Source organism: Streptomyces sp. GSL17-111 (genome assembly GCF_037911585.1).
Lineage (GTDB): Bacteria > Actinomycetota > Actinomycetes > Streptomycetales > Streptomycetaceae > Streptomyces.
The window spans coordinates 1,225,836-1,249,120 of record NZ_JBAJNS010000001.1 but is presented as its reverse complement, the minus strand read 5'-3'; the positions used below and the strand labels follow the sequence as shown (position 1 = coordinate 1,249,120).

Sequence of the window (23,285 nt, the reverse complement as noted above, 5' to 3'; positions counted from 1 at the left end):
CACAGGAACCCGCCAGTTCCGGCAATGGCCTTCCTCGTATGTGCACGAGGAGATCCCCATGAGCAGGACCGAAACCGACACCGACATCCCCCGCCGATTCCTGCTGAAGCTCTCCGGCGAGGCGTTCTCGGGCGGCGGCGGCCTGGGCGTCGACCCCGACATCGTGCACAAGATCGCGCGGGAGATCGCGGCCGTGGTCCGGGACGGGGCGCAGATCGCCGTCGTGCTCGGCGGCGGCAACTTCTTCCGTGGCGCTGAGCTCCAGGTACGGGGCATGGACCGGGCCCGGTCCGACTACATGGGCATGCTGGGCACGGTCATGAACTGCCTCGCCCTCCAGGACTTCCTGGAGAAGGAGGGCATCGACTCCCGGGTCCAGACCGCCATCACCATGGGGCAGGTCGCCGAGCCGTACATCCCGCTGCGGGCGATCCGGCACCTGGAGAAGGGCCGCGTGGTCATCTTCGGCGCCGGCATGGGCATGCCGTACTTCTCCACCGACACCACCGCCGCCCAGCGTGCCCTGGAGATCCACGCCGAGGCCATGCTCATGGGTAAGAACGGCGTGGACGGTGTCTACGACTCCGACCCGGCCAAGAACAGGGACGCGGTCAAGTTCGACGCCCTGAACTACGACGAGGTCATCACGCGCGACCTCAAGGTGGCCGACATGACCGCCATCACCCTGTGTCGGGACAACAAGCTGCCGATCCTCGTCTTCGAGCTCCTCGCCGAGGGCAATATCGCGCGCGCCGTCCAAGGTGAGAAGATCGGCACGCTGGTCAGCAGCCAGAGCACCAGGAGCTGACCGCCGCACCGGTGGACACGGGCCTGCCGGTCGGACATCGTGCAGGCACCGGGGCGCTGCCCGCGACGACCCGGGACGGGAACCCGAGGACCGGGACGCGGGGGCACCGCCCGAATCCGCTCAATCCGCTCATTCATCGAACCAGGAGCACGTGGTGATCGAAGAGACCCTCCTCGAAGCCGAGGAGAAGATGGAGAAGGCGGTCGTCGTCGCCAAGGAGGACTTCGCCGCGATCCGCACCGGACGTGCGCACCCGGCGATGTTCAACAAGATCGTGGCCGACTACTACGGGGCGCTGACGCCGATCAACCAGCTGGCGTCCTTCTCGGTCCCGGAGCCGCGCATGGCCGTGGTGACCCCGTTCGACAAGAGCGCGCTGCGCAACATCGAGCAGGCCATCCGCGACTCCGACCTCGGCGTCAACCCGTCGAACGACGGCAGCATCATCCGAGTGACGTTCCCCGAGCTCACCGAGGAGCGGCGCAAGCAGTACATCAAGGTCGCCAAGGGTAAGGGCGAGGACGCGAAGGTCTCCATCCGCAGCGTCCGTCGCAAGGCCAAGGAGGCCATCGACAAGGCCGTCAAGGACGGCGACATCGGCGAGGACGAGGGCCGGCGCGCCGAGAAGGAACTCGACGACACCACCTCGAAGTACGTCGGCCAGGTCGACGAGCTGCTCAAGCACAAGGAAGCCGAGCTGCTCGAGGTCTGACGCGTCGTCAAGGTAAGGGCTGCGATTCAGTGAACGACTCACCCTGGGGTGCGTCCCCGCCCACCGGATACGGGTTCTCTCCCGCTCCCGGGAGGGGTCCGTCGGCGGGTCCCGTACCCGACGTCCGCGATACGGCGCAGACTCGGCCTATGCCCATCGTGTCCGACGCCGGCGGGAACCAGGACGAGCACGGTGACCGCTCCGGAGCCCGGCCGGACGGTCCCCCGCACGGCAGCCCGCCGCCGCTTCCGCCGGGTGACGCCGGGCCCGGCTCCTCCCCGGCCACCCCGGTGCCCGCTTCGCCGCCCGGCCGGGCGAAGCGGGCCGGGCGTGACCTGCGGGCGGCCATAGGCGTCGGACTGGGTCTCGGCGCGGTCATCCTGGCGTCACTGTTCCTCGTCAAGGACGTCTTCGTCGCGGTGGTCGTGCTCGCCGTCGTCGTCGGCCTGTGGGAGCTGACGAAGCGGCTGGACGAGCGCCGGGCCATCCGGGCGCCGCTCGTGCCGCTCGCCGTCGGCGGGGCGGCCATGGTCGTCGCCGGGTACACCGGTGGGGCCGAAGCGGCGTGGGTGGCGATGGCCGGGACCTGTCTCGCCGTGCTCGTGTGGCGGATGGCGCAGTCGCCGCAGGGCTACCTCAAGGACGTCACGGCCGGTGTCTTCGCGGCCTTCTACGTGCCCTTCCTGGCCACGTTCGTCGCCCTGCTGCTGGCGGCCGACGACGGCGCGCAGCGGGTGCTGACGTTCCTGCTGCTGACGGTGGTGAGCGACACGGGCGCCTACGCGGTGGGCTGGCGCTTCGGCAAGCGCAAGCTCGCGCCGCGCATCAGCCCGGGGAAGACCCGGGAGGGGCTGCTGGGCGCCATCGGGTTCTCGATGGCGGCCGGGGCCCTGTGCATGCAGTTCCTGGTCACCGGCGGCTCGTGGTGGCAGGGTCTCCTGCTCGGGCTCGCGGTGGCGGCCAGCGCCACGCTCGGGGACCTGGGCGAGTCCATGATCAAGCGGGACCTGGGCATCAAGGACATGGGCAACCTGCTGCCCGGCCACGGCGGCATCATGGACCGGCTCGACTCGCTCCTGCCCACGGCGCCCGTCGTCTGGCTCCTGCTGGTCCTGTTCGTCGGCGCGGGCTGAGCGCGCGCCCCGCACGCAGGCCGGGGAAACGCGGATGCCGTACCCGCGATCCCGCGGCTAACGTGCCCGCATGGTGCGGGTGCGAACGATGCGAGCGGCGGACGTCGGGAACGTGGCGGCGGTCCGGGTGCGCGGGTGGCAGGTCGCGTACGCGGGGATCGTGCCGCAGGCCCACCTCGACGCGATGACGGTGGCCGCCGATGCCGAACGTCGTGCGGCGTCCTTCGCCGCGGCGGGCTCCGAGGCCACGCAGCTCGTGGCCGACGACGGGTCGGGTGCGGTCGGCTGGGCCGCGTTCGGGCCCTACCGCGGTCCGGACGCCGGGTGGCGCACCGGGGAGCTGTACGCCCTCTACGTCCGTCCCGACCTTGTGGGGACGGGCATCGGCCGGGCCCTCCTTGCCGCGGTGCACGCCGCGACCGGCGACTACGACGCCCTCCTGCTGTGGGTGCTGCGCGACAACCGCCGGGCCCGCCGCTTCTACGAGGCCGCCGGATACCGGGCGGACGGAGCCGTGCAGAGCGAGGCCTACGGTTCCGTCCTCGTGCCCGAGGTGCGGTACACCCGGTCCCCGGCTTCCCCCGGACCAAGGGAAGCCGGAGACCACACCCCGGGATGACCGGCTCATGGCCCTGAGACGATCTGCGACACTGGTGAGGTTATGCCTGCGCCTGGAGAACTGACCTTTGTCGCGCCGCGGGGGGCTGCCAAGCCGCCGCGGCACCTCGCCGACCTCGACCCCGCCGAACGCAAGGAGGCGGTGGCCGGCATCGGCGAGAAGCCGTTCCGCGCCCGGCAGCTGTCCCAGCACTACTTCGCCCGGTACGCGCACGATCCGGCGCAGTGGACGGACATCCCCGCCGCCGCGCGGGGGAAGCTGGCCGACGCGCTGCTCCCGGAGCTGATGAGCGTCGTGCGGCATGTCGCGTGTGACGACGGCGCGACGCGGAAGACGCTGTGGCGGCTGCACGACGGCACCCTGGTCGAGTCGGTGCTGATGCGCTACCCGGACCGCGTCACCATGTGCATCTCCTCCCAGGCCGGCTGCGGCATGAACTGCCCCTTCTGCGCCACCGGGCAGGCCGGTCTCGACCGGAACCTGTCGACGGCGGAGATCGTGCACCAGATCGTCGACGGCATGCGGGCCCTGCGCGACGGGGAGGTCCCCGGAGGCCCGGCCCGGCTGTCCAACATCGTCTTCATGGGCATGGGGGAGCCGCTCGCCAACTACAACCGTGTGGTGGGCGCGATCCGGCGGCTGACGGACCCCGCGCCGGACGGGGTGGGCCTGTCGCAGCGCGGCATCACGGTCTCGACGGTCGGTCTGGTCCCCGCCATGCGGCGGTTCGCGGCCGAGGGCTTCACGTGCCGCCTCGCCGTCTCGCTGCACGCGCCGGACGACGAGCTGCGCGACACCCTCGTCCCGGTCAACACCCGCTGGAAGGTCCGCGAGGTGCTGGACGCCGCGTGGGAGTACGCGGAGACCTCAGGGCGTCGGGTGTCCATCGAGTACGCGCTGATCCGGGACATCAACGACCAGGCCTGGCGGGCGGACCTGCTGGGTCGCCTGCTCAAGAACAAGCGGGTGCACGTCAACCTCATCCCGCTCAACCCCACACCGGGCTCGAAGTGGACGGCCTCGCGTCCCGAGGACGAGCGGGAGTTCGTCCAGGCGCTGAAGCGGCACGGGGTGCCGGTGACGGTGCGGGACACCCGGGGCCAGGAGATCGACGGCGCCTGCGGGCAACTGGCTGCGGGCGAGCGCTGAGCCCGTCGGGCCCCGACCGGGTGCGGGGCCGTCGCCCACCTGGCCACCGGGGCCCGTGCGGGCGCTGGTATCGTTCGAACATACGAATCACCATCCGACAGGGGAGCGCGCAGCGCTGAGAGTGCGGTAGGCGCCCGTCAGGGCAGGTACCGCAGACCCTCGAACCTTGCCCAGGTCATGCTGGGTAGGAAGTTCGGAACCTCTCGTGCTGCCCGCATGCGCCCGTATCCGAAGGCAGCACGATGAAGCGCACCACGACCGTGTTCAAGGGAACCCTCGCCGCCACGCTGGGCACCGCGCTCCTGGCGGGGTGCGGTGGGTCCGGTGACTCCGGCGCGTCGGACGAGGGGAAGGACCAGACGGTCACCCTCGTCACGCACCAGTCCTTCGTCGTCTCCGAGGACGTGCTGAAACAGTTCACGCAGGAGACCGGCTACCGCGTCGAGGTCGTCCAGAGCGGGGACGCCGGCGTCATGGTCAACAAGGCGGTCCTCACCGCCGGGAACCCGGAGGGGGACGTCCTCTTCGGCGTCGACAACACCATGCTCTCCAAGGCGCTCGACGGCGGGGTGTTCGCCCCGCACAGGGCGGAGGGCCTGGCCGAGGTCCCCGAGGACCTCCGGCTGGACGCCGGGAAGCACCGGGTGACGCCCGTGGACACCGGCGACGTCTGCGTCAACTACGACCGCGCCCACTTCGAGGCGGAGGACGTCGAGCCGCCCCGGACGCTGGAGGACCTCACCCGTCCCGAGTACCGGGACATGCTCGTCGTGCAGAACCCCGCCACCTCCTCACCGGGCCTGGCCTTCCTCCTCGCCACCGTCGGCGCCTACGGCGAAGAGGGCTGGCAGGACTACTGGAAGGACCTGAAGGCCAACGGCGCGGTCCAGGCGGAGGGCTGGGAGCAGTCCTACAACGACATGTTCAGCGGCTCCGCCGGCGGCCGGGACGGTGACCGCCCGCTGGTCGTCTCCTACGCCGCGAGCCCCGTGGCCGAGGTGCACTACGGCACGGACAAGGACCCGGAGCAGGCGCCGACGGGCGTCGCTCCCGGCACCTGCTTCCGCCAGACCGAGTTCGCCGGGCTGCTGGACGGCGCGGGCAACCCCGAGGGCGGCAAGGCGCTCATCGACTTCATGCTCAGCACCTCCTTCCAGCAGGACATCCCGCTGAACATGTTCGTCCGCCCCGTCCGGGAGGACGCCGTGCTGCCGCAGATCTTCACCGAGTACGGGGCCGAGATCGAGGACCCGCACACCGTCGCCCCCGAGGAGATCGACGCCAACCGGGAGCAGTGGATCAAGCAGTGGTCCGCACTGATGCGCTGACCGGCGGGGGCACCGGAACGGCTCGTGCCGCCCGCGCGGGGGGCGGGCGGCGCGGGCTTGCGGTACGCCTCGGACTGATGGTCGTCCCGGTGGCCTTCTTCGGGCTCTTCTTCGGCTACCCCGTCGTCGCGATCGTCGCGCGCGGACTCCGCGAGGACGGCCGGTGGAACCTCACCCGGGCCGGCGAGGTGCTGACCGACCCGCTGACACTCGACGTCCTCGGCTTCACGCTCGGCCAGGCGGCGGCCTCCACCGCGCTGACCCTGGCCCTCGCGCTGCCCGGCGCCTACGTGTTCGCGCGCCTCGACTTCCCCGGCAAACGGCTGCTGCGGGCCGTCGTGACGGTGCCGTTCGTCCTGCCGACCGTTGTCGTCGGCTCGGCGTTCCTCGCGCTGCTGGGCCGGGGCGGCGTGCTGGAGACCGTCTGGGGCGTGCGGCTCGACACGGGTCTGTGGGCCATCCTGCTCGCCCACGTCTTCTTCAACTACGCCGTGGTGGTCCGCACGGTGGGCGGGTTGTGGGCCCAGCTGGACCCGCGTCAGGAGGAGGCCGCCCGGATGCTCGGAGCCTCCCGGCCGGCGGCCTGGCTCCGGGTCACGCTGCCGGCGCTGGCGCCCGCCGTCCTCGCCGCGGCCCTGATGGTCTTCCTCTTCACGTTCACCTCCTTCGGCGTCGTCCAGATCCTGGGCGGCTCCCGGTACGCCACGCTGGAGGTGGAGATCTACCGGCAGACCGCCCAGTTCCTGGACCTGCCGACGGCGGCGGTGCTCAGCTGCCTGCAGTTCGCCGCCGTCGGGGTGCTGCTGGGCGTGCACGCCTGGACGGTGCGTCGCAGGGAGAGCGCGCTGCGGCTGGTCGACGCCGCCCGGACCGCCCGGCGGCCCCGGGGCGCGGGCCAGTGGGCGCTGCTGTGGTCCCAACTGGCCGTCATCGCGGTGCTGCTCCTGCTCCCGCTGGCCGTCCTCGTCGAGCGCTCCCTGGCCACTCCCGACGGGTACGGGCTGCTGTTCTACCGCGCGCTGACCGCCGAACCGGGCACCGGGAGCACCTTCGTCGTGCCCGCCGTCGAGGCCGTCGGCAACTCGCTGGCCTACGCCGCCGTGGCCACGGTCATCGCCGTCACCGTCGGGGGGCTGGCGGCGGCGGCCCTCACCCGCCGGGCCGGGCGGCTGGTGCGTGGCTTCGACGCGCTGCTGATGCTGCCGCTCGGGACCTCCGCCGTCACCGTCGGCTTCGGGTTCCTCATCGCGCTCGACGAGCCGCCGCTGGACCTCAGGTCCGCGTGGCTGCTGGTGCCGATCGCCCAGGCGCTGGTCGGGGTGCCCTTCGTCATCCGCACGATGCTGCCGGTGCTGCGCGCCGTCGACGAACGGTTGCGGGAGGCCGCCGCCGTCCTCGGCGCCTCGCCGCTGCGCGCGTGGCGGGAGGTGGACCTGCCGCTGGTGCGGCGGGCGCTCGCGGTGGCGGCGGGGTTCGCCTTCGCCGTCTCCCTCGGCGAGTTCGGGGCGACGGTCTTCATCGCCCGTGCGGGCACGCCCACTCTGCCCGTCGCCGTCGCCCGGCTCCTCGGCCGTGCGGGGGAGCTGAACTACGGGCAGGCGATGGCGTTGAGCACCATCCTCATGCTGGTGTGCGCGGTGGGTCTGCTGGCCCTGGAGCGCGCCCGGACCCACAGCTCGGGGGAGTTCTGACATGGCGTCACTGGACGTGGAGGCCCTCACCGTCCGTTTCGGGGAGCGTGCCGTGCTCGACGCGGTCGACCTGTCCGTCGCCGAGCGGGAGACGGTGTGCGTGCTCGGCCCGAGCGGCAGCGGCAAGTCCACCCTCCTGCGGGCCGTCGCCGGGCTCCAGGCCGCCGACGCCGGACGCGTCCGGGTGGCCGGGCGCGACCAGGCGGGCGTACCGGCGCACCGGCGCGATCTCGGCCTGATGTTCCAGGACCACCAGCTCTTCCCGCAGCGGGACGTGGCGGGGAACGTGGCCTTCGGGTTGCGCATGCGCGGTGCGTCCCGGGCGCGGGCCGCCGCGCGGGTGGCCGAGCTGCTGGAGCTGGTCGGTCTGCCCGGAGCCGGACGCCGGGCGGTGGCGTCCCTCTCCGGCGGCGAGCAGCAGCGGGTGGCGCTGGCGCGGGCGCTGGCCCCCGAGCCCCGGCTGCTCATGCTCGACGAACCGCTCGGCCAGCTCGACCGGGGCCTGCGGGAGCGGCTCGTCGTGGAGCTGCGCGAGCTCTTCGACCGGCTCGGCACGACCGTCCTCGCCGTCACCCACGATCAGGGGGAGGCTTTCGCGCTGGCCCACCGGGTCGCCGTGATGACGGAGGGCCGCATCGCGCAGAGCGGTACCCCCTCCGAGGTGTGGCAGCGTCCGGCGTCCGCCTTCGTCGCCCGCTTCCTGGGCTTCGACAACCTCGTGCCGGGCACCGTCCGCGAGGGCACGCCCGGTACCGTGCGCACCGCGTGGGGGGAGCTCCCCGTCCCGGACGGCACCCCGGCCGGACCCTGCACGCTGCTCGTTCGGCCGACGGGGGTGCGCCTGGGCGGCGGGGACGGACTGCGTGCGCGCGTGGTCTCCCGGACCTTCCGGGGGGACCATGTCGCCGTGCTGCTCGACGTCGAGGGCGCCCCCCGGCTGGAGGCCACCTGCTCGTTGCGGAGCGCTCCGGACGTGGGGGACGCCGTGCGGGTGACCTTCGACGCCGAGGAGTTCGTCCGGCTGCCCCCGGGAGCGTAGCCTCCGCTGGCCCGCTCAGGTCAGCGGCAGCGCGGCGAGCTGGGCCACCCCCCAGGTGACGGGGGCGAGGACGGCGAGTACCGCAGCCGCCCGCAGGGCCGCCGCCCCGCGCAGGAGCTCCCGGGTGGCGCCCAGCTGAGCGAGGGCCGCCCGGGCCGGCGCGAGGGCCGCTCGGGAACCGGCCACGGCGGTGCCGACCCCGGCCACCGCGCAGCCCACGACGACGAGGCCGCCGAGGACGGTGAGGGGGCCCAGCGGGCGGTCGGGGCCGTACAGGTGCGACGCGGCGGTCAGCCCGCACCCGGCCGCGCACAGGACGCCCAGTGGCGCCCCGATATGTGGCGCCTCCTCCTGGAGGATGCGGCCGGCCAGGAACCGCATGGCCCCGGGCCGGGCGGCCGCGAGCAGCCGGCCCGCCAGCTGGGTGAGGCCGGGGCCCGCCAGCACGAGGCCGAGCGCCGTGAGCAGCCACCCGGTGACGACGCCCGGTCCGGGGCCCGCTCCGGCGCCGGGCAGGGGCATGGGGGCGCCTCCGCCACGTGCGGCGTAGGTCTCCAGGGCGATTCCGACGCCGATGAGGGCGGCGCCGTAGGACAGCCCGACCGGCAACGGCGGCGGAGGTCCGGCCCGGTCGAGGGCCGGCGGCTGCGGGGGTGCGGCGCGCCGCGCGGCCGTGGCCCGCAGGCTGAGCGCGGTCGTCCCCGCCGCCGCGAGCGGAACGACCAGGAGCAGGGTGAGCGCCGCCACGACGGGCAACGGACGTCCGGCAGCGACGAGTTCGGCGGCCGCGCCGTCGAAGGGCAGCCCGACGACGTCGCCGCGCAGGTGCAGGTACACCAGCAGCGCCAGCGCGCTGCCCAGCAGGCAGACCGCCGCCGTCTGGAGGGCGGCCAGCAGCGGCAGTCCGGTGGAGCCGAGGCCGACGGCGTCAAGGGCGGCCCTGGTCCGTGGGCCGGGCGTGGTGCGGGCGACGAGGGCCGCGAGCTGGACGGTGGCGGCCAGCGGCACCAGGCACCACAGCAGCCGGGGCACGGCCACGCCGGCGTCCCCCGGATGGTTGAGTGCGTAGCTGAGGGCGCACAGCAGCAGGAAGCCCACGCTTCCGGCGGCGGCGACGACGAGCAGACGGGGCAGCTGGGTCAGCGGCGCGCCGCCGCGGATCAGACGGAGAGAGAGCACGCTTCCGGGTCCTGTGCGCTGGGGGCGGTGGCCGGGCGGGGGGCGACGGCCCGTCCGTCGAGCAGGGTCACGGTGCGGTCGGCCAGGGCGTCCCCGGCTGCGACCTTCCCGGCGGGTGCGTGCTCGGCGGGGGACGTGCCGTCCTCCTCGCCGTCGGCTGTACCTCCGGGGCGCGAGTCGTTGGAGCGCAGCCCGAGTACGGCGGCGTCCAGGCTGGCCAGGACGAGGGTGATGCCGTGCGAGCGCGCGGCGGTGGTGAGCGTCCGCAGCACCTGGGCGCGGTCGGCGGTGTGCAGGGGAGCGGTGGGCTCGTCGGCGAAGACCACCTGCGGCGCGTGGACGAGCGCCCGCGCGACCGCCACCCGCTGGCGCTGTGACTGGAGCAGCCCGGCGGGCCGGGACCGGGCGCAGTCGGCGACGTCCAGACGTTCCAGCCACTGTTCGGCGGCGCGGCGGGCGGTTCGGCGGTCGGCGCCGGCGAGCAGGAGCGGGAGCGCGGCGTTCTCCCACACGCTCAGCTCGGGGACGAGTGCCGGTTCGGGGCCGATCCAGCCGAAGCGGTCGCGGCGCAGCCGCTCCCGGTCGGCCGGCGGGAGGGTGTGGACGGCCAGGCCGTCGAACGTCACCTCTCCGTCCGTGGGGAGCAGCCGGCCGCTGAGGCAGTGCAGCAGGGTCGTCTTGCCGGAGCCGCGCGGGCCGGTCACGGTGACGATCTCACCCTCCGCGACGTGCAGGGAGACGTCGAGCAGCGCGGGGGAGCGGTCGTAGGAGTGACGCAACCCGCGTGCGCCGAGCAGGGCCTCGCCGCTACGCGGTCCGGGGGGAGGAAGGTCGGGGGACGCCATGCCTGCACGGTAGGGAGGAACGGCGGTCGGCCGCGGGCACCCGGCGTGGGGCACGGTCCAGGTTGCTCCGGGTGGGTGAGGCCCGGCGCACGTCGGGAGTACGGGGGAGGCCCCGCCGGGCGCGACGCGGCGGAGGCGTCGCGCCCGGTGCCGTCGGGGCGGGGGAGGGAGAGCGCCCCGGACGGCGGCTCGGGGAGCGCGGAGGCCGGGGGATCAGAGCTTGGTCCACGCCTCGGTGAGCACGGTGCGGAGGGTCTGCTCGATCTCGTCGAAGGTGCTCTGGTCCGAGATGAGCGGCGGGGCGAGCTGCACCACCGGGTCGCCGCGGTCGTCGGCACGGCAGTAGAGGCCGTTGTCGAACAGGGCCTTGGAGAGGAACCCGTACAGGACGCGCTCGGTCTCCTCCTCGTTGAACGTCTCCTTGGTGGCCTTGTCCTTCACCAGCTCGATGCCGTAGAAGAAGCCGTTGCCGCGCACGTCACCGACGATCGGCAGGTCGTTCAGCTTGCTCAGGGTGGCGTGGAAGGCGCCCTCGTTGTCCAGCACGTGCTGGGGGAGGCCCTCGCGCTCGAAGATGTCGAGGTTGGCCAGCGCCACGGCCGCCGAGACGGGGTGGCCGCCGAAGGTGTAGCCGTGCAGGAAGGTGTTGTCGCCCTGGTAGAACGGCTCGGCCAGCCGGTCGGAGATGATCGCCGCGCCGATCGGGGAGTAGCCGGAGGTCATGCCCTTGGCACAGGTGATGATGTCCGGCACGTAGCCGAACTTGTCGCACGCGAAGACGGTGCCGAGCCGGCCGAAGGCGCAGATGACCTCGTCGGAGACGAGCAGCACGTCGTACCGGTCGCAGATCTCGCGCACCCGCTGGAAGTACCCGGGCGGCGGCGGGAAGCACCCGCCCGCGTTCTGCACCGGCTCCAGGAAGACGGCGGCGACGGTCTCCGGGCCCTCGAAGAGGATCTGCTGCTCGATCTGGTCGGCGGCCCAGCGGCCGAACGCCTCGGGGTCGTCGCCGTGGATCGGGGCGCGGTAGATGTTGGTGTTCGGCACCTTGTGGGCGCCGGGTACCAGCGGCTCGAAGGGCGCCTTGAGCGCCGGGAGGCCGGTGATGGACAGGGCGCCCTGCGGGGTGCCGTGGTAGGCGACGGCCCGCGATATCACCTTGTACTTCGTGTGGTTCCCGGTGAGCTTGTGGTACTGCTTGGCCAGCTTCCACGCCGTCTCGACGGCCTCGCCGCCCCCGGTGGTGAAGAAGACCTTGTTCAGGTCGCCCGGGGCGTGGTGGGCCAGGCGCTCCGCCAGCTCGACGGCCTTGGGGTGGGCGTAGGACCACACGGGGAAGAAGGCCAGCTCCTGCGCCTGCTTCGCCGCGGCCTCGGCCAGTTCGGTGCGGCCGTGCCCCGCCTGGACGACGAACAGTCCGGCGAGTCCGTCGAGGTAGCGCTTGCCCTTGTCGTCGTAGATGTAGGTGCCCTCGCCCCGCACGATGGTGGGGACGGGGGCGTTCTCGTACGACGACATGCGGGTGAAGTGCATCCACAGGTGGTCGTACGCGGTACGGGAGAGGTCCTTGCTCACGGTTATCGGGTTCCCCAGGTGTAGGTCTGCTTGCGCAGCTTGAGGTAGACGAAGCTCTCGGTGGACCGGACACCGGGCAGCGTGCGGATGCGCTTGTTGATCATTTCGAGCAGGTGCTCGTCGTCCTCGCAGACGATCTCGACGAGGAGGTCGAACGAGCCCGCCGTCATGACGACGTAGTCGACCTCCTTCAGCTCCGCCAGGGCTTCGGCCACGGGCTCGAGATCACCCTCGACGTTGATGCCGACCATGGCCTGCCGCAGCAGTCCCACGGTCAGCGGGTCGGTGACGGCGACGATCTGCATGACGCCCTGGTCCTGCAGTTTCTGGACGCGCTGGCGCACGGCCGCCTCGGAGAGGCCCACGGCCTTGCCGATGGCGGCGTACGGGCGGCGCCCGTCCTCCTGGAGCTGTTCGATGATCGCCAGGGAGACGGCGTCGATCGTCCCGGTGCCGTTCGGTTTCTTCTCATCACGAGCCACGTCCTCACTCTGCACGAGGTCTGCTCCGTCACGCAAGCCAGGAGCGACGTTTTTCGTTGTGCATCACTTAACTCGCAACGGAATCCGCATTCTGTGGGCTGGTCGCCCTGTTGAAAACGCGGGCTGGGCGGTTAGGGTGTATGTCTCACCCATTGGACAATTGAGCAGGAGGGTGTTGACGTGACCACCGAGCTGCATCGGCTGCGCAACTACATCGACGGGGAGTTCCGGGACGCCGCGGACGGGCGCACCACCGAGGTGGTCGACCCGACGACCGGCGAGACGTACGCGCTGGCCGCGCTCTCGTCGGCCGCCGATGTGGACGCCGCCATGGCCGCCGCCGAGAAGGCCTTCCCCGCCTGGCGTGACGCCACGCCGGGCACCCGGCAGCTGGCGCTGCTGAAGATCGCCGACGCCCTGGAGGCCCGGGCCGACGAACTGCTGGCGATCGAGTGCCGGGACACCGGCAAGCCGCTGGAGCTGACCCGGCAGGAGGAACTGCCGATGATGCTCGACCAGATCCGCTTCTTCGCGGGCGCGGCGCGCATGCTGGAGGGCAAGTCGGCGGGCGAGTACATGGAGGGCATGACCTCCTTCGTCCGCCGCGAGCCCATCGGCGTCTGCGCGCAGGTCGCGCCGTGGAACTACCCGATGATGATGGCCGTGTGGAAGTTCGCACCGGCCATCGCCGCGGGCAACACGGTCGTCCTGAAGCCGTCCGACACCACACCCGCCTCGGCCGTCTTCCTCGCCGAGGTGCTGGGGTCGGTCCTGCCCAAGGGCGTCTTCAACGTCGTCTGCGGCGACCGGGACACCGGCCGGCTCATGGTCGAGCACAGGACCCCGGCCATGGCCTCCATCACCGGTTCCGTGCGGGCGGGCATCGAGGTGGCCGCCAGCGCCTCCAAGGACGTCAAGCGGGTCCACCTGGAGCTGGGCGGCAAGGCTCCGGTCGTCGTCTTCGGTGACGCGGACATCCCCGCCGCCGTCGAGGGCATCCGGGACGCCGGCTTCTTCAACGCCGGTCAGGACTGCACGGCGGCCACCCGCGTCCTCGTGCACGACAGCGTGCACGACGAGTTCGTCTCCGCGCTCGCGAAGGCCGCCGCCGAGGTCAGGACGGGCGACGTGAGCGATGAGGACTGCTTCTACGGCCCGCTGAACAACGCGGTCCACCTGGAGAAGGTGCAGGGCTTCATCGACCGCCTCCCGGCCCACGCCAAGGTCGAGACGGGTGGCGAGCGCGTCGGTGAGCAGGGCTACTTCTTCGCCCCGACCGTCGTGTCTGGGCTGCGGCAGGACGACGAGATCGTCCAGAACGAGGTGTTCGGCCCGGTCATCACCGTGCAGCGCTTCCAGGACGACGAGCAGGCCGTCGAGTGGGCCAACGGCGTCGAGTACGCGCTCGCCTCATCGGTGTGGACGTCCGACCACGGCCGTGCCATGCGGCTGTCGAAGTCCCTCGACTTCGGCTGCGTGTGGATCAACACGCACATCCCGCTGGTCGCGGAGATGCCGCACGGCGGCTTCAAGAAGTCCGGCTACGGCAAGGACCTCTCGTCCTACGGCTTCGACGACTACACCCGCGTCAAGCACGTCATGACCGCGCTCTGAACGCCATGAGGTGACGGACGGGGCCCGGCGGCTCACCGAGCCGCCGGGCCCCGCCCTCGTCAGGCGCTGCCGGGCCCACCCCGCCTCACACGGCGGCGTCCACCCCGTCCTCCTCGGCCCGGGCCGGCTCCTTCGGGTCGGCGGCCCGGTGCTTGGCCAGGGTGAACCAGATGATCACCGCTCCGATCGCGGCCATCGCCGCCCCGATCACCGTCGTGACGTGCATGGCTTCCAGGAAGCTCCGGTTCGCCGACTCCACGAGCCCGGGCAGGTTCAGCTGCTCGGCCACGAAGCGGGCGCCCTCGGCGGAGTTCTCGGCCGGTTCCGCCGCGGCCGGGGGCAGCTGGGCGAGGTCCGGCGTGATCTGGTCGCGGTAGACGCTGACCAGCACCGTTCCCAGCACCGCCACCCCGAGCACGCCGCCTATCTGGCGGAGGGAGTTGTTGACCGCCGAGCCGACACCCGTACGGTCGGCGGGCAGCGCCGCGATGATGATCTCGGTGGTCGGAGCGACACAGCCACCGAGCCCGATCCCCTGCACGACGAGCAGCAGCCAGAACCACGGCAGCGGCGTGCTCGCGTCGAAGAAGACGTAGGCGAAGAACGTGGCCGCGGCGGTCAGCATGCAGGCGGTGACGACGCGTTGGGCGCCCCATCGCTTGACCAGGGCCGCAGCCAGGGGGGCGCCGACCAGGACGCCCAGGGCGACGGGGGCCAGCGTCATGCCGGCCTCGAACGGGGTCTGCTCGCGCGGGCCCTGCAGGTAGAAGGTCGCGTAGTACTGCGACCCGGTCAGCCCGAAGAAGGTCAGCATGATGGCCACGCTCGCGCCGGAGAACTGGCGGTTGCGGAAGAGCCTGATGTCGAAACTCGGGTTGGCGGCGCGGAGTTCGACGAAGGCGAAGACGCACAGCAGCGCGACGCCGCCCACGATGAACCCGAGGACGTTCCACTCCAGCCAGGCGTTGCGGTGGCCTCCCTCGATGATCCCGTAGACGACGGCGAAGACGCCGAGGGTCGACAGGAGCACACCGAGCGGGTCGAACGTGCGCCGGTCCCGCGCGCTCGCCGCCGGCAGGTAGACCAGCGCACCGGCCACCACCAGGAGGACCAGCGGCACGTTGACCAGGAAGACGGAACCCCACCAGAAGTGCTCCAGCAGGGCGCCGCTGATCAGCGGGCCCGCGGCGATGGCCAGCCCACTGCACCCGGACCAGATGGCGATCGCCTTCGCCCGGTGCGCGGCGCCGAAGACCTGCGAGATGAGGGAGAGGGTGGCCGGCATGATCATGGCGCTGCCGATGCCCATCGCGCCCCGGGCGACGATCAGTTCGGTGGGGGAGTCGGACCAGGCGGCCCAGGCCGAGCAGACGCCGAAGACGCCCACGCCGATGAGGAGGATCCTGCGCTGGCCGTAGCGGTCGGCCAGGACGCCCCCGGTGAAGAGGAGCACGGCGAAGACGAGGGTGTAGGAGCTGATGCTCCACTGCAGTTCACTCGGTGTCGCCCCAAGACCCTCCTCGGGGTCGGCGAGCGTCTTCAGCGCGACGTTCAGGATGGTGTTGTCCAGCCATACGGCCAGCTGGGCCAGGATGAGCACGGACAGGGCCAGCCATTGCGCCGGGGTGGGGGACGGTTCGGAGGTGCCGGTCGGTGGGCCCGACGCGGGCTCTGCTGCGGTCACGACTCTGACTCCTCGAGGACGGCGGCCCTGGCCGGCCGCGGCGGTCGGCTTGCCACGGGCTGTCGTGGGTGGCCGGAAGCTGACACGTCGGCGGTGTCAGTCGGTGGGACGTTTCTGAACTCGCCGGTAATTTTGCTGATGGGCGCGCTGCCGGAACAAGCGTTCTCGGAGGTCTTGGCAAGTACTTGCCATTGGGGAGACCGAAGGCGGCTCTCAGGTGTCTTCACTTCCTGGGCGGAGTCTGCTGTTCTTCCGCTGGAAAGCGTCGTGTCATTCCGGCGGTGCGGTGCCGTTCGCCGGTTGGGGAGGCCTCAGTTCATTCAATTGGCAACCAACTCGGACCGCTCGGCGCGTGGTAGTCTTTCGCCTGGGAAAAGGTAGCATCGGGCGCCGGATGGGGAGTCATCGGCGCTCATCGGAAATTACTTCCGAGTAGTTTCTGGTTTCGGCAGTCTTGGATCCTTGGCGACACGCGAGTGGAAGGATTGCGGCAAACCGCTGAAACTTTGCGGCCGAGCAACGGGGGCTTGAATTTTGTTGCATGCTCATGTGCGGCCCGTCGGAGATCTTTCGCCGGATGGGCAACTCAGACAGATGTTTCCCGACGAGGGGCCGGCTCCTGGCGGAGCCGGCGAGGCGAGGATGGGCGCGGCCCGGGCGATCGGGACGACGGCGCCCGCCGGCCCCGACTCCTCGATTCGCTGGATGACCCGAATCGTTCTGACAGCGGAACACACGGTGACCTGGTGCCTGGCGGATTCCCCTCCGGGAAGCAGCGGTGGGGGCGTGGAGGAACGTCTGCGGATTGTGGCCAGGACGGTGTCACAACTCGTCGATCACGGAGTGCACGTCACCTTAGTCTGCCCGCCGGCACCCTTCGGAGGTGAAGGGTTGTTCCGGTACCTCAGGGGAGCCCGACCACAGGTCGTCGTCGAGGGCCCGGTGCAGCGAAGCCTGGCCATAGTGGACCAGGAGATGGTCGTCATCCTGAACGGTGACGCGGAAAGCCGTGACGATTCCAAGGGAATCGTCGTCCACGACACCACGGTCGCGGTCACCCTGCAGCAGTTGTTGGAGAGCACGGGCCGACTCGAGGCCACCGATCCCGCGTATTTCAGCGCGACCGCCGACGCGGCCCGGCGACGGAACGTCCTGAGGGTTCTGGACCTGTTGGGCCGGGGTTTCACGGACGACGCCGCGGCCAAGGAGGCCGGCATGTCGGTGCGCACCTATCGCCGTCATGTGGCCGCGCTCATGAACGAGTTGGGTGCCAAGTCGCGTTTCCAGGCCGGAGCCCTGGCCGCTCGGGCCGGGCTGCTCAAGGCAGGAGGCGGACACCGGGGTGAGGTCTCGGCGCGCAGGAGTTGACGCGTCGATGTCCGAGATCCGGAGTGCCCGGTGTACGAACAGCGTCCCTCCCGTGACGAGCCCCGGTCGTCGGCCTGGCCGAACGAGGCGTTCAAGCGGGAGCCGGACCGCATGATCGACGCCCTGCTCCCGGACGGGGCGAACCGCCCCGCGCTCTTCGACGGATCCGGGTGTCAACGCTCCACCGGGACCGAGCCCGAGTAGCGCCTGTCGGACGGTGGGCCGGGCTCACGACCGAGGTACCCCGAGAGGGGCCCGCCAGAACCGGTGGGCCCCTCTCGTCATGTCCGGTGGCCGGCGCCGTGGGAAATGCCGAGGGTCCGGCATCGACCTGCCTCCTACTCGTCGGTAGCGCCCCCGGGGTGGCAGCTTTTTTCGCCGAAAGGTGTCCGGGGAGTTACCAGCACATGGCCTTGGCAGTTAGCGGACAAACCTTTGGATCGAGGCTCGATCGATCCTAGAGTTGAGGCTGTCAGAGGGTCTTCGCATAAACGGAGGAACAGGCTATGAGCACGGTGGTTGCCGAGCGCCAGGAAAAGATTAGTGAAATCGTCTGCGACATCCTTGAGCTGGAGCCCGAAGAGGTGACGGAAACCAGCCTGTTCAAGGAGGACCACAACGCGGACTCGCTCCGCGCGATCGAGATCCTCGCGTCGCTGGAGAAGACGTTCAACGTGGTCATCGACCAGTCCGAACTGGGTCGCATGGTGAACCTGAAGGGCGTTTACGAGGTCGTTTCCGAAGCCGCCGGCTGGTAAGTCACGGAATCGGGGAGAACCATGCTCGACGCATCGGCCCGCAGGGTCGTCATCACAGGGCTCGGAGCGGTTTCCAGCATAGGAATCGGTACCGCTGATTTCCTTTCCGGGCTGCGCTCCGGGCGGAGTGCGGCAAAACCCATCACAGCGTTCGACACCACGGGATTCGACCACGCCGTCGGCTGCGAGATCGAGACGTTCGACCCGAACGCGTGGATCCACCGGCTCGACCCCGAAAGCCTCGGGCGCGCCAGCCAGTTCTCCGTTTCGGCGGCACGCATGGCCGTCGCCGACGCCGGGCTGGACAGTGACGACCTGCGACTGCGGCGCTGTCTGACGTCCGTCGGCACGACGGACGGCGAGTCCAGGGATCTGGACCAGCTCGTCGAGTCGGAGGTCCGTCACGGCCCCGAAGCCATGGACGCGACGGTGGCGCGCCGGGTTCCCGCCGGACGGCTGTCCGCGGCCGTCGCCCAGGAGCTCGGCCTCCGGCATGTGGAGGCCGTCACCCTGCCCACGGCGTGCGCCGCGGGCAACTACGCCATCGGCTACGGGTACGACGCGATCCGCAGCGGTGACGTGGAGTACGCCCTGTGCGGCGGCGCCGACGCGCTGTGCCGCAAGACGTTCACCGGGTTCTACCGGCTCGGGACGATCGCACCCGAACGGTGTCAGCCCTTCGACATCAACCGCCAGGGCATCCTCACGGGTGAGGGCGCCGGCGTGCTGCTGATGGAGAGCCTGGAGTCCGCCCTGGCCCGGGGCGCCCGGATCTACGCGGAGGTCCTCGGCTACGGGCTGAACTGCGACGCGTACCACCCCGTGGCGCCCAACCAGGACAGCGTCGCCCGGTGCATGCAGCTGGCGCTGGACGACGCCGAGGTCAAGCCGTCCGAGGTGGACTTCATCTCCGCCCACGGAACCGGCACGAAGGCGAACGACGTGACGGAGGCCGCCGCCATCCGCCGGGTCTTCGGCGACGAGCCGCCCCGCACCGTCTCGATCAAGTCGATGATCGGCCACAGCATGGGCGCCGCCAGCGCGCTGGCCTCCATCGCCTGTGCGCTGGCGATCACCGAGGGGTTCATCCCCCCGACGATCAACCACGTCGAGACGGACCCGGAGTGCGCGGTCGACTGCGTGCCCAACCAGGCGGTCGAGGCTGACCTGCGCGTCGTGCAGAACAACGGTCTCGCCTTCGGGGGCAACAACTCCGTCGTCATCTACGGCAAGTACGAGGGGCAGCAGTGAACGTGCGCCGCGCACTCCCGGGAGGAGTGTCATGAGCGTCCTGGTGACCGGCGCCGGGGCGATGGCCAGCATCGGCTCCGGTGTGGACGAGGTCTTCGACGCCCTGTGCGAGGGGCGCAGCGGTCTGGCCGAGCTGCGCGGGTTCGACCGGGAGCGGTACCGGGCCCGGCACGCCTACGAGATCGACGACCGGCCGGAGCCCGGCGCCGACGAGCCGTACCGGGCGACCCGGTGGCTGCTGCACGTCGTCGAGGAGGCGGCGCGGCAGGCCGGCATCGACCAGGACCTGCGGGACGTGCCCGTCCTGGTGGGCACCGGTCTGCGCGAGCTGCGGTCGGCCGAGCTGGGCTGGCGGGACGGTGCCGACTTCAGCATCGACCGGCTGCACTTCGGCACCGCGCTGCGGGAACGGTTCGGCACCGTCCAGAGCTACACGTTCTCCAACGCCTGCTCCGCCTCGCTGCACGCTCTGGCGCTGGGTGCCGACATGCTGCACGCCGGTGAGGCCGACCACGTGATCGTCGCCGGAGTGGACACGCTCACCGAGAGCATGCACGGGCTGCTGGACCGGGTGCACATGGAGCCGCCGCGGCAGGTGCAGCCCTTCGACCGCGACCGCAAGGGCGTGCTGATGGGCGAGGGCGCGGCGGCGGTGGTGCTGCGCCGGGAGTCCGCCGACGAGGCGGGCACCTCGCTCGGCCGGCTGCGTGCCGTCAGCGTCAACTGCGACGCCCACCACGTCACCGCACCGGACGCCGCCGGCATCACCGAGGCGGTCCGCGCCGCGCACGACCAGGCGGGCGTCAAGCCCGTCGACATCGACCTGGTCATGCTGCACGGCACAGGGACGCTGCTCAACGACGAGACGGAGGCGACCGCCATCTCCGCCGCGTTCGGGAGCGACGCCGACGTTCCGCTGATGACCGCTCTGAAGTCGATGACCGGGCACACCTCCGGAGGGTCGGGGCTGCTCAGCCTGATCGTCGCGCTGCGGGCCATGGCGACCGGCCGCGTGCCGGCCACCGTCGGCCTGAAGGAGCCCGTACCGGAGGCCGACCGGTTCCGCTTCGTCCGCGACGAGGCCCTGCACGCGCCCGGCCTGACGCTGGCGCAGGTGGACGCCTTCGGCTTCGGCGGCGTCAACACGGTCGCGATCGTGGAGAGGACGGACGCATGAGCGCGAACGGTGTGCACGTCACGGGCATCGGCCTGGCCCTGCCCGGGGTGACGGAGGCCGCGGACCTGCTCCGCACCGAGCCCGGCGCCGACGCCGTCTCCCCGGCGGAGCGGATCGGCCGCAAGGGGCTGCGCTACAAGGACCGGGCCACCCAGCTGGCCCTCGCCGCCGCGCGGGACGCCCTGCGGGAGGCCCGGCTGATCACCGAGGAGTCGGAGACGTGCGCGCTCGGCGCCTCCACGGCCGTCGTGGCCAGCTCCAACCTCGGCAACCTCGACACCGTCTGCCGGACGGCCGCCGAGATCGCCGAGCAGTCGGTCGACGGGATCAGCCCGATGGGCCTGCCCAACGCGTCCAGCAACGTGGTGGCGTCGTCCGTCGCCATCAGGTTCGCCCTGCGCGGGCCGAACCTCATGCTGTGCAACGGCGTCACGAGCGGCCTGGACGCGGTGCGGTGGGGTGCGAGCCTCATCGCCTCCGGCCGCGCGGCCCGCACGGTCGTCATCGGTGTGGAGACCCACAACGAGGTGACCGACGCACTGACCGGCCACGCGGGTCAGGACGTGCTGGACGGTGCCGTCGCCGTCGTCCTGGAGCGGGCGGAGGACGCCCGCGAGCGAGGCGTCGTCCCGCTGGCCGAGCTCGGCGCGTACACCCGCGGCGGGTCGGTGGCCGAGTGCGTCGCGGCGCTGCTGCCCGACGACACCGGGGCCGACGTCTGGTTCACCCCGCAGGGCTTCGACGCCGAGCTGCCCGTCCCCGCGACGCACGGCCTCGCCCGGCACGATCTGAGCCGGAACATCGGCCACGCGTCCGGTGCCCTGGGCGTCGCCCAGTGCGCCGCCGCGGTGGGCGGCTTCGCCGGGAACGGCCTCGGCGTCGCCCTGCTCACCAACGGCGACGACAGCTCCGACGCGGTGGCCGGCCTGGTGTTGCGAGCGGTGAAGGGCGACGCATGAGCGCGGGTCCGCCGGTCCCCGAGGACGCACCCGTCGTCGTGCGACGGGCCCGGGCCGCCGCTGCCGGGACGCAGGACGCACCGCGCGTCCTGCTGCTCCACGGCCTGGCGAGCAGCTCCAGCTCCTGGGAGGCGCTCCTCCCGCTGCTGGACCCGGCGTGCGAGGTGTGGACGGCGGACCTGCCCTGGCGCGGCGCCGGAGTGGACGGCTGGTGGGAGCCCGCGCCGGCCACCTGGGCGGACCGGGCGATCCGCGCGGTCCCCGGCGGTCCCGACGTCGTCGTCGCGCACTCCTTCGGGGCGGGCGCCCTCCTGGGCTGGCTCGACGCCCGGTGCGACGCGCCGGACGCGGACGTCGCGTCCCCGCGCGGGGTCGTGCTCGCCTCGCCCTTCTACCGGGCGGCGGCGGAGGACTTCGCCTGGGACACGATCTCCTACTACCTCAACCACTTCGACAAGATCCTCGAGGACGGTGTGCGCGTCCGCTCGGCGGGCCGGCTCTCCGAGGACGTCCAGCACCTCATGGCGCTGAAGGTCCGGGACCGCGTCGGCTGCCACGGCTGGATGCGCTTCTTCGACACCTACCTGAAGACGCCCACCCTGCGCACGCAGGCCATGCGCCTGCCCGTCCGGATCATCGCGGGGGCCGACGACTTCGCGGCCTTCCCCCGGGACGCGCTCGCGCTGGGCGAGGCGCTGCTGGACGCCTCGGTGCACGTCCTGGACGACACCGGCCACTTCTCCATGGTGGAGCGGCCCGAGGTCTTCGCCGACCTGACCAACGCACTCATACACGACGTCAGTGTCCCGGCCCGGCCGGGACACCTGTCAGCTCTGGAGTACAACTGATGACCGCACTGACCGACACCGCCTTGACCACGGGCCTGAAGGCCCTGCTGGAGACGACGTCCACGGTGACCGTCCGTCCTCGCTACGAGGGCTCCAACATCTGCACCTGGATCGGTTTCAAGCACGTCAACTACATGGTGGAGGAGGCCGTCCTCGACCACTTCCGCACGGCCGGCCTCCCGGCGCGCGGGCTGTACGAGGAGTTCGGGCTCGGGCTGGACATCGTCGACCTCGACACGCGCATCCTGCACGCCTTCCACATGGACGACACGGCCCAGGCGGAGGTCGTGCCCCACACCAAGGAGGACGACCGCGTCATCGGCTTCCGCGTGACGGTGACCGTCGAGCGCGACGGGGAGCCGGTGAAGGCCGTCACCTCCAAGGTCAAGGTGTCCCTGCGCCCCGACGGCTACCTCCAGAACGCCGACGAGCCGCCGGCGCTCCTGGGCCGCTTCGTCGTGCCCCGGCTCGGCGCCCACCTGGAGACCGCCGACGCCCCGAGCGTGTCCGTCACCCCGGCGGACAACACGTCCCTGGCCCAGGGCCGTGGCACCACCGTCTCCGACGACCCGGTCCTCGCCCAGCTCACCCAGGGCGAGAACGCGTTCGGGTGGAAGTGGCGCATCCCCTACCCCTACTGCCACTTCACGGAGCGCCTGCAGATGTCGGGCTACCTGCGGCAGATGGAGGAGGTCGTCGACCTGTTCCTCGCCGACCGCGGCATCTCCATCAAGACGCTCCTCGACGACCGGCGGTGGATCCCCGTCGTCCCGCACTCGCGGGTGCAGATCCTCGACGAGGCCCTGATGGAGGAGGACCTCTACACCGTCTACACCGTGGAAGAGGTGTTCAAGGACTTCACCTACACCTCCCGCATGGACTGCTACGTCGTCCGCGACGGTCGGCTGGTGCAGACCGAGACGGGCCGGATCACCCACGGCTACGCGGTGATCGAGAACCGCAAGGACTGGTCGCTGGTCAACTTCGACGAGCGCGTCGTGAACGCCTTCAAGGGCGGACCGGCCCAGAGCTGAGCGAGGGAGTTCCGCGGACGTCGAACGGCACC

General features: G+C 71.5%; 22 protein-coding genes. 17 read left to right on the top strand and 5 right to left on the bottom strand.

Going from position 1 to position 23,285, the window contains the following annotated elements:
• The first annotated feature begins 58 nt into the window (after nucleotides 1-58).
• From pyrH to V6D49_RS05140, 8 genes are all read left to right on the top strand, one after another.
• A complete protein-coding gene (gene pyrH, locus V6D49_RS05175; RefSeq protein WP_191211904.1) occupies nucleotides 59-808 on the top strand; it encodes a UMP kinase in 750 nt (249 codons plus the stop codon).
• A gap of 154 nt (nucleotides 809-962) precedes the next feature.
• Nucleotides 963-1,520, top strand: coding sequence for a ribosome recycling factor (gene frr / locus V6D49_RS05170; protein WP_191211903.1), 558 nt, complete (start codon nucleotides 963-965; stop codon nucleotides 1,518-1,520).
• A 29-nt stretch (nucleotides 1,521-1,549) separates the two neighbouring features.
• Entirely contained in the window at nucleotides 1,550-2,653 is a 1,104-nt protein-coding gene (locus tag V6D49_RS05165) for a phosphatidate cytidylyltransferase (RefSeq protein ID WP_340557525.1), read from the top strand.
• 70 nt (nucleotides 2,654-2,723) lie between these two features.
• Nucleotides 2,724-3,272, top strand: a complete 549-nt coding sequence (locus tag V6D49_RS05160) for a GNAT family N-acetyltransferase (protein WP_340557524.1) — start codon at nucleotides 2,724-2,726, stop codon at nucleotides 3,270-3,272.
• Nucleotides 3,273-3,314: 42 nt separating this feature from the next.
• Nucleotides 3,315-4,421 carry a 23S rRNA (adenine(2503)-C(2))-methyltransferase RlmN gene (gene rlmN, locus V6D49_RS05155; protein WP_340557523.1) on the top strand — a complete coding sequence of 369 codons (1,107 nt, stop codon included), beginning with the start codon at nucleotides 3,315-3,317 and terminating at the stop codon, nucleotides 4,419-4,421.
• A gap of 242 nt (nucleotides 4,422-4,663) precedes the next feature.
• A complete protein-coding gene (locus V6D49_RS05150) occupies nucleotides 4,664-5,749 on the top strand; it encodes a thiamine ABC transporter substrate-binding protein (protein WP_340557522.1) in 1,086 nt (361 codons plus the stop codon).
• A 77-nt stretch (nucleotides 5,750-5,826) separates the two neighbouring features.
• On the top strand, nucleotides 5,827-7,440 hold the full coding sequence (locus V6D49_RS05145; protein ID WP_340563685.1) for an ABC transporter permease: 1,614 nt from the start codon (nucleotides 5,827-5,829) through the stop codon (nucleotides 7,438-7,440).
• A 1-nt stretch (nucleotide 7,441) separates the two neighbouring features.
• Nucleotides 7,442-8,479, top strand: a complete 1,038-nt coding sequence (locus tag V6D49_RS05140) for an ABC transporter ATP-binding protein (RefSeq protein WP_340557520.1) — start codon at nucleotides 7,442-7,444, stop codon at nucleotides 8,477-8,479.
• A gap of 15 nt (nucleotides 8,480-8,494) precedes the next feature.
• Here the strand turns inward: V6D49_RS05140 and V6D49_RS05135 are convergent, their stop codons facing one another.
• From V6D49_RS05135 to V6D49_RS05120, 4 genes are all read right to left on the bottom strand, one after another.
• The gene (locus tag V6D49_RS05135; RefSeq protein ID WP_340557519.1) at nucleotides 8,495-9,658 is read right to left on the bottom strand and encodes a hypothetical protein; all 1,164 of its coding nucleotides are present in this window, start codon (nucleotides 9,656-9,658) and stop codon (nucleotides 8,495-8,497) included.
• Nucleotides 9,640-10,503 (bottom strand): ABC transporter ATP-binding protein, encoded by an 864-nt coding sequence (locus tag V6D49_RS05130; RefSeq protein WP_340557517.1) that lies wholly within the window; start codon nucleotides 10,501-10,503, stop codon nucleotides 9,640-9,642. The genes V6D49_RS05135 and V6D49_RS05130 overlap by 19 nt, the downstream gene beginning before the upstream one ends.
• Nucleotides 10,504-10,716: 213 nt before the next feature.
• Nucleotides 10,717-12,096, bottom strand: coding sequence for an aspartate aminotransferase family protein (locus V6D49_RS05125; protein WP_340563681.1), 1,380 nt, complete (start codon nucleotides 12,094-12,096; stop codon nucleotides 10,717-10,719).
• Complete coding sequence (locus V6D49_RS05120; RefSeq protein ID WP_445330466.1) at nucleotides 12,081-12,575, bottom strand: Lrp/AsnC family transcriptional regulator; 495 nt, start codon at nucleotides 12,573-12,575, stop codon at nucleotides 12,081-12,083. Before V6D49_RS05120 ends, V6D49_RS05125 begins: the two co-directional genes overlap by 16 nt.
• Nucleotides 12,576-12,740: 165 nt before the next feature.
• Here V6D49_RS05120 and V6D49_RS05115 point away from each other — a divergent pair, with 165 nt between their 5' ends.
• A complete protein-coding gene (locus tag V6D49_RS05115) occupies nucleotides 12,741-14,174 on the top strand; it encodes a gamma-aminobutyraldehyde dehydrogenase (RefSeq protein ID WP_340557513.1) in 1,434 nt (477 codons plus the stop codon).
• Nucleotides 14,175-14,259: 85 nt separating this feature from the next.
• On the opposite strand, the gene V6D49_RS05110 is transcribed toward V6D49_RS05115, so the two are convergent.
• Entirely contained in the window at nucleotides 14,260-15,858 is a 1,599-nt protein-coding gene (locus V6D49_RS05110) for an MFS transporter (protein WP_340557511.1), read from the bottom strand.
• 786 nt (nucleotides 15,859-16,644) lie between these two features.
• Here V6D49_RS05110 and V6D49_RS05105 point away from each other — a divergent pair.
• The 8 genes from V6D49_RS05105 (at nucleotide 16,645) to V6D49_RS05070 (ending at nucleotide 23,253) form a co-directional block, all read left to right on the top strand.
• The gene (locus tag V6D49_RS05105; RefSeq protein WP_340557509.1) at nucleotides 16,645-17,226 is read left to right on the top strand and encodes a hypothetical protein; all 582 of its coding nucleotides are present in this window, start codon (nucleotides 16,645-16,647) and stop codon (nucleotides 17,224-17,226) included.
• A 30-nt stretch (nucleotides 17,227-17,256) separates the two neighbouring features.
• On the top strand, nucleotides 17,257-17,430 hold the full coding sequence (locus V6D49_RS05100) for a hypothetical protein (RefSeq protein WP_340557507.1): 174 nt from the start codon (nucleotides 17,257-17,259) through the stop codon (nucleotides 17,428-17,430).
• A gap of 302 nt (nucleotides 17,431-17,732) precedes the next feature.
• Nucleotides 17,733-17,984, top strand: coding sequence for an acyl carrier protein (locus V6D49_RS05095; protein ID WP_191211880.1), 252 nt, complete (start codon nucleotides 17,733-17,735; stop codon nucleotides 17,982-17,984).
• Nucleotides 17,985-18,005: 21 nt separating this feature from the next.
• A complete protein-coding gene (locus V6D49_RS05090) occupies nucleotides 18,006-19,235 on the top strand; it encodes a beta-ketoacyl-[acyl-carrier-protein] synthase family protein (RefSeq protein WP_340557506.1) in 1,230 nt (409 codons plus the stop codon).
• Nucleotides 19,236-19,266: 31 nt separating this feature from the next.
• Entirely contained in the window at nucleotides 19,267-20,412 is a 1,146-nt protein-coding gene (locus V6D49_RS05085) for a beta-ketoacyl synthase N-terminal-like domain-containing protein (RefSeq protein ID WP_340557504.1), read from the top strand.
• Entirely contained in the window at nucleotides 20,409-21,371 is a 963-nt protein-coding gene (locus V6D49_RS05080; protein ID WP_340557503.1) for a beta-ketoacyl synthase N-terminal-like domain-containing protein, read from the top strand. Before V6D49_RS05085 ends, V6D49_RS05080 begins: the two co-directional genes overlap by 4 nt.
• Nucleotides 21,368-22,219: an alpha/beta fold hydrolase gene (locus V6D49_RS05075; RefSeq protein ID WP_340557502.1), complete on the top strand. Its 852-nt coding sequence runs from the start codon at nucleotides 21,368-21,370 to the stop codon at nucleotides 22,217-22,219. Before V6D49_RS05080 ends, V6D49_RS05075 begins: the two co-directional genes overlap by 4 nt.
• Nucleotides 22,219-23,253 carry a hypothetical protein gene (locus V6D49_RS05070; RefSeq protein WP_340557501.1) on the top strand — a complete coding sequence of 345 codons (1,035 nt, stop codon included), beginning with the start codon at nucleotides 22,219-22,221 and terminating at the stop codon, nucleotides 23,251-23,253. Before V6D49_RS05075 ends, V6D49_RS05070 begins: the two co-directional genes overlap by 1 nt.
• Nucleotides 23,254-23,285 lie beyond the last annotated feature (32 nt).

Coding starts and splice junctions, on each gene's coding strand:
- rlmN (WP_340557523.1), top strand. CDS start 3,315: ATGCCTGCGCCTGGAGAACTGACCTTTGTCGCGCCGCGGGGGGCTGCC.
- V6D49_RS05075 (WP_340557502.1), top strand. CDS start 21,368: ATGAGCGCGGGTCCGCCGGTCCCCGAGGACGCACCCGTCGTCGTGCGA.
- V6D49_RS05090 (WP_340557506.1), top strand. CDS start 18,006: ATGCTCGACGCATCGGCCCGCAGGGTCGTCATCACAGGGCTCGGAGCG.
- V6D49_RS05080 (WP_340557503.1), top strand. CDS start 20,409: ATGAGCGCGAACGGTGTGCACGTCACGGGCATCGGCCTGGCCCTGCCC.
- V6D49_RS05145 (WP_340563685.1), top strand. CDS start 5,827: ATGGTCGTCCCGGTGGCCTTCTTCGGGCTCTTCTTCGGCTACCCCGTC.
- V6D49_RS05130 (WP_340557517.1), bottom strand. CDS start 10,503: ATGGCGTCCCCCGACCTTCCTCCCCCCGGACCGCGTAGCGGCGAGGCC.
- pyrH (WP_191211904.1), top strand. CDS start 59: ATGAGCAGGACCGAAACCGACACCGACATCCCCCGCCGATTCCTGCTG.
- V6D49_RS05150 (WP_340557522.1), top strand. CDS start 4,664: ATGAAGCGCACCACGACCGTGTTCAAGGGAACCCTCGCCGCCACGCTG.
- V6D49_RS05160 (WP_340557524.1), top strand. CDS start 2,724: ATGGTGCGGGTGCGAACGATGCGAGCGGCGGACGTCGGGAACGTGGCG.
- V6D49_RS05085 (WP_340557504.1), top strand. CDS start 19,267: ATGAGCGTCCTGGTGACCGGCGCCGGGGCGATGGCCAGCATCGGCTCC.
- V6D49_RS05070 (WP_340557501.1), top strand. CDS start 22,219: ATGACCGCACTGACCGACACCGCCTTGACCACGGGCCTGAAGGCCCTG.
- V6D49_RS05095 (WP_191211880.1), top strand. CDS start 17,733: ATGAGCACGGTGGTTGCCGAGCGCCAGGAAAAGATTAGTGAAATCGTC.
- V6D49_RS05140 (WP_340557520.1), top strand. CDS start 7,442: ATGGCGTCACTGGACGTGGAGGCCCTCACCGTCCGTTTCGGGGAGCGT.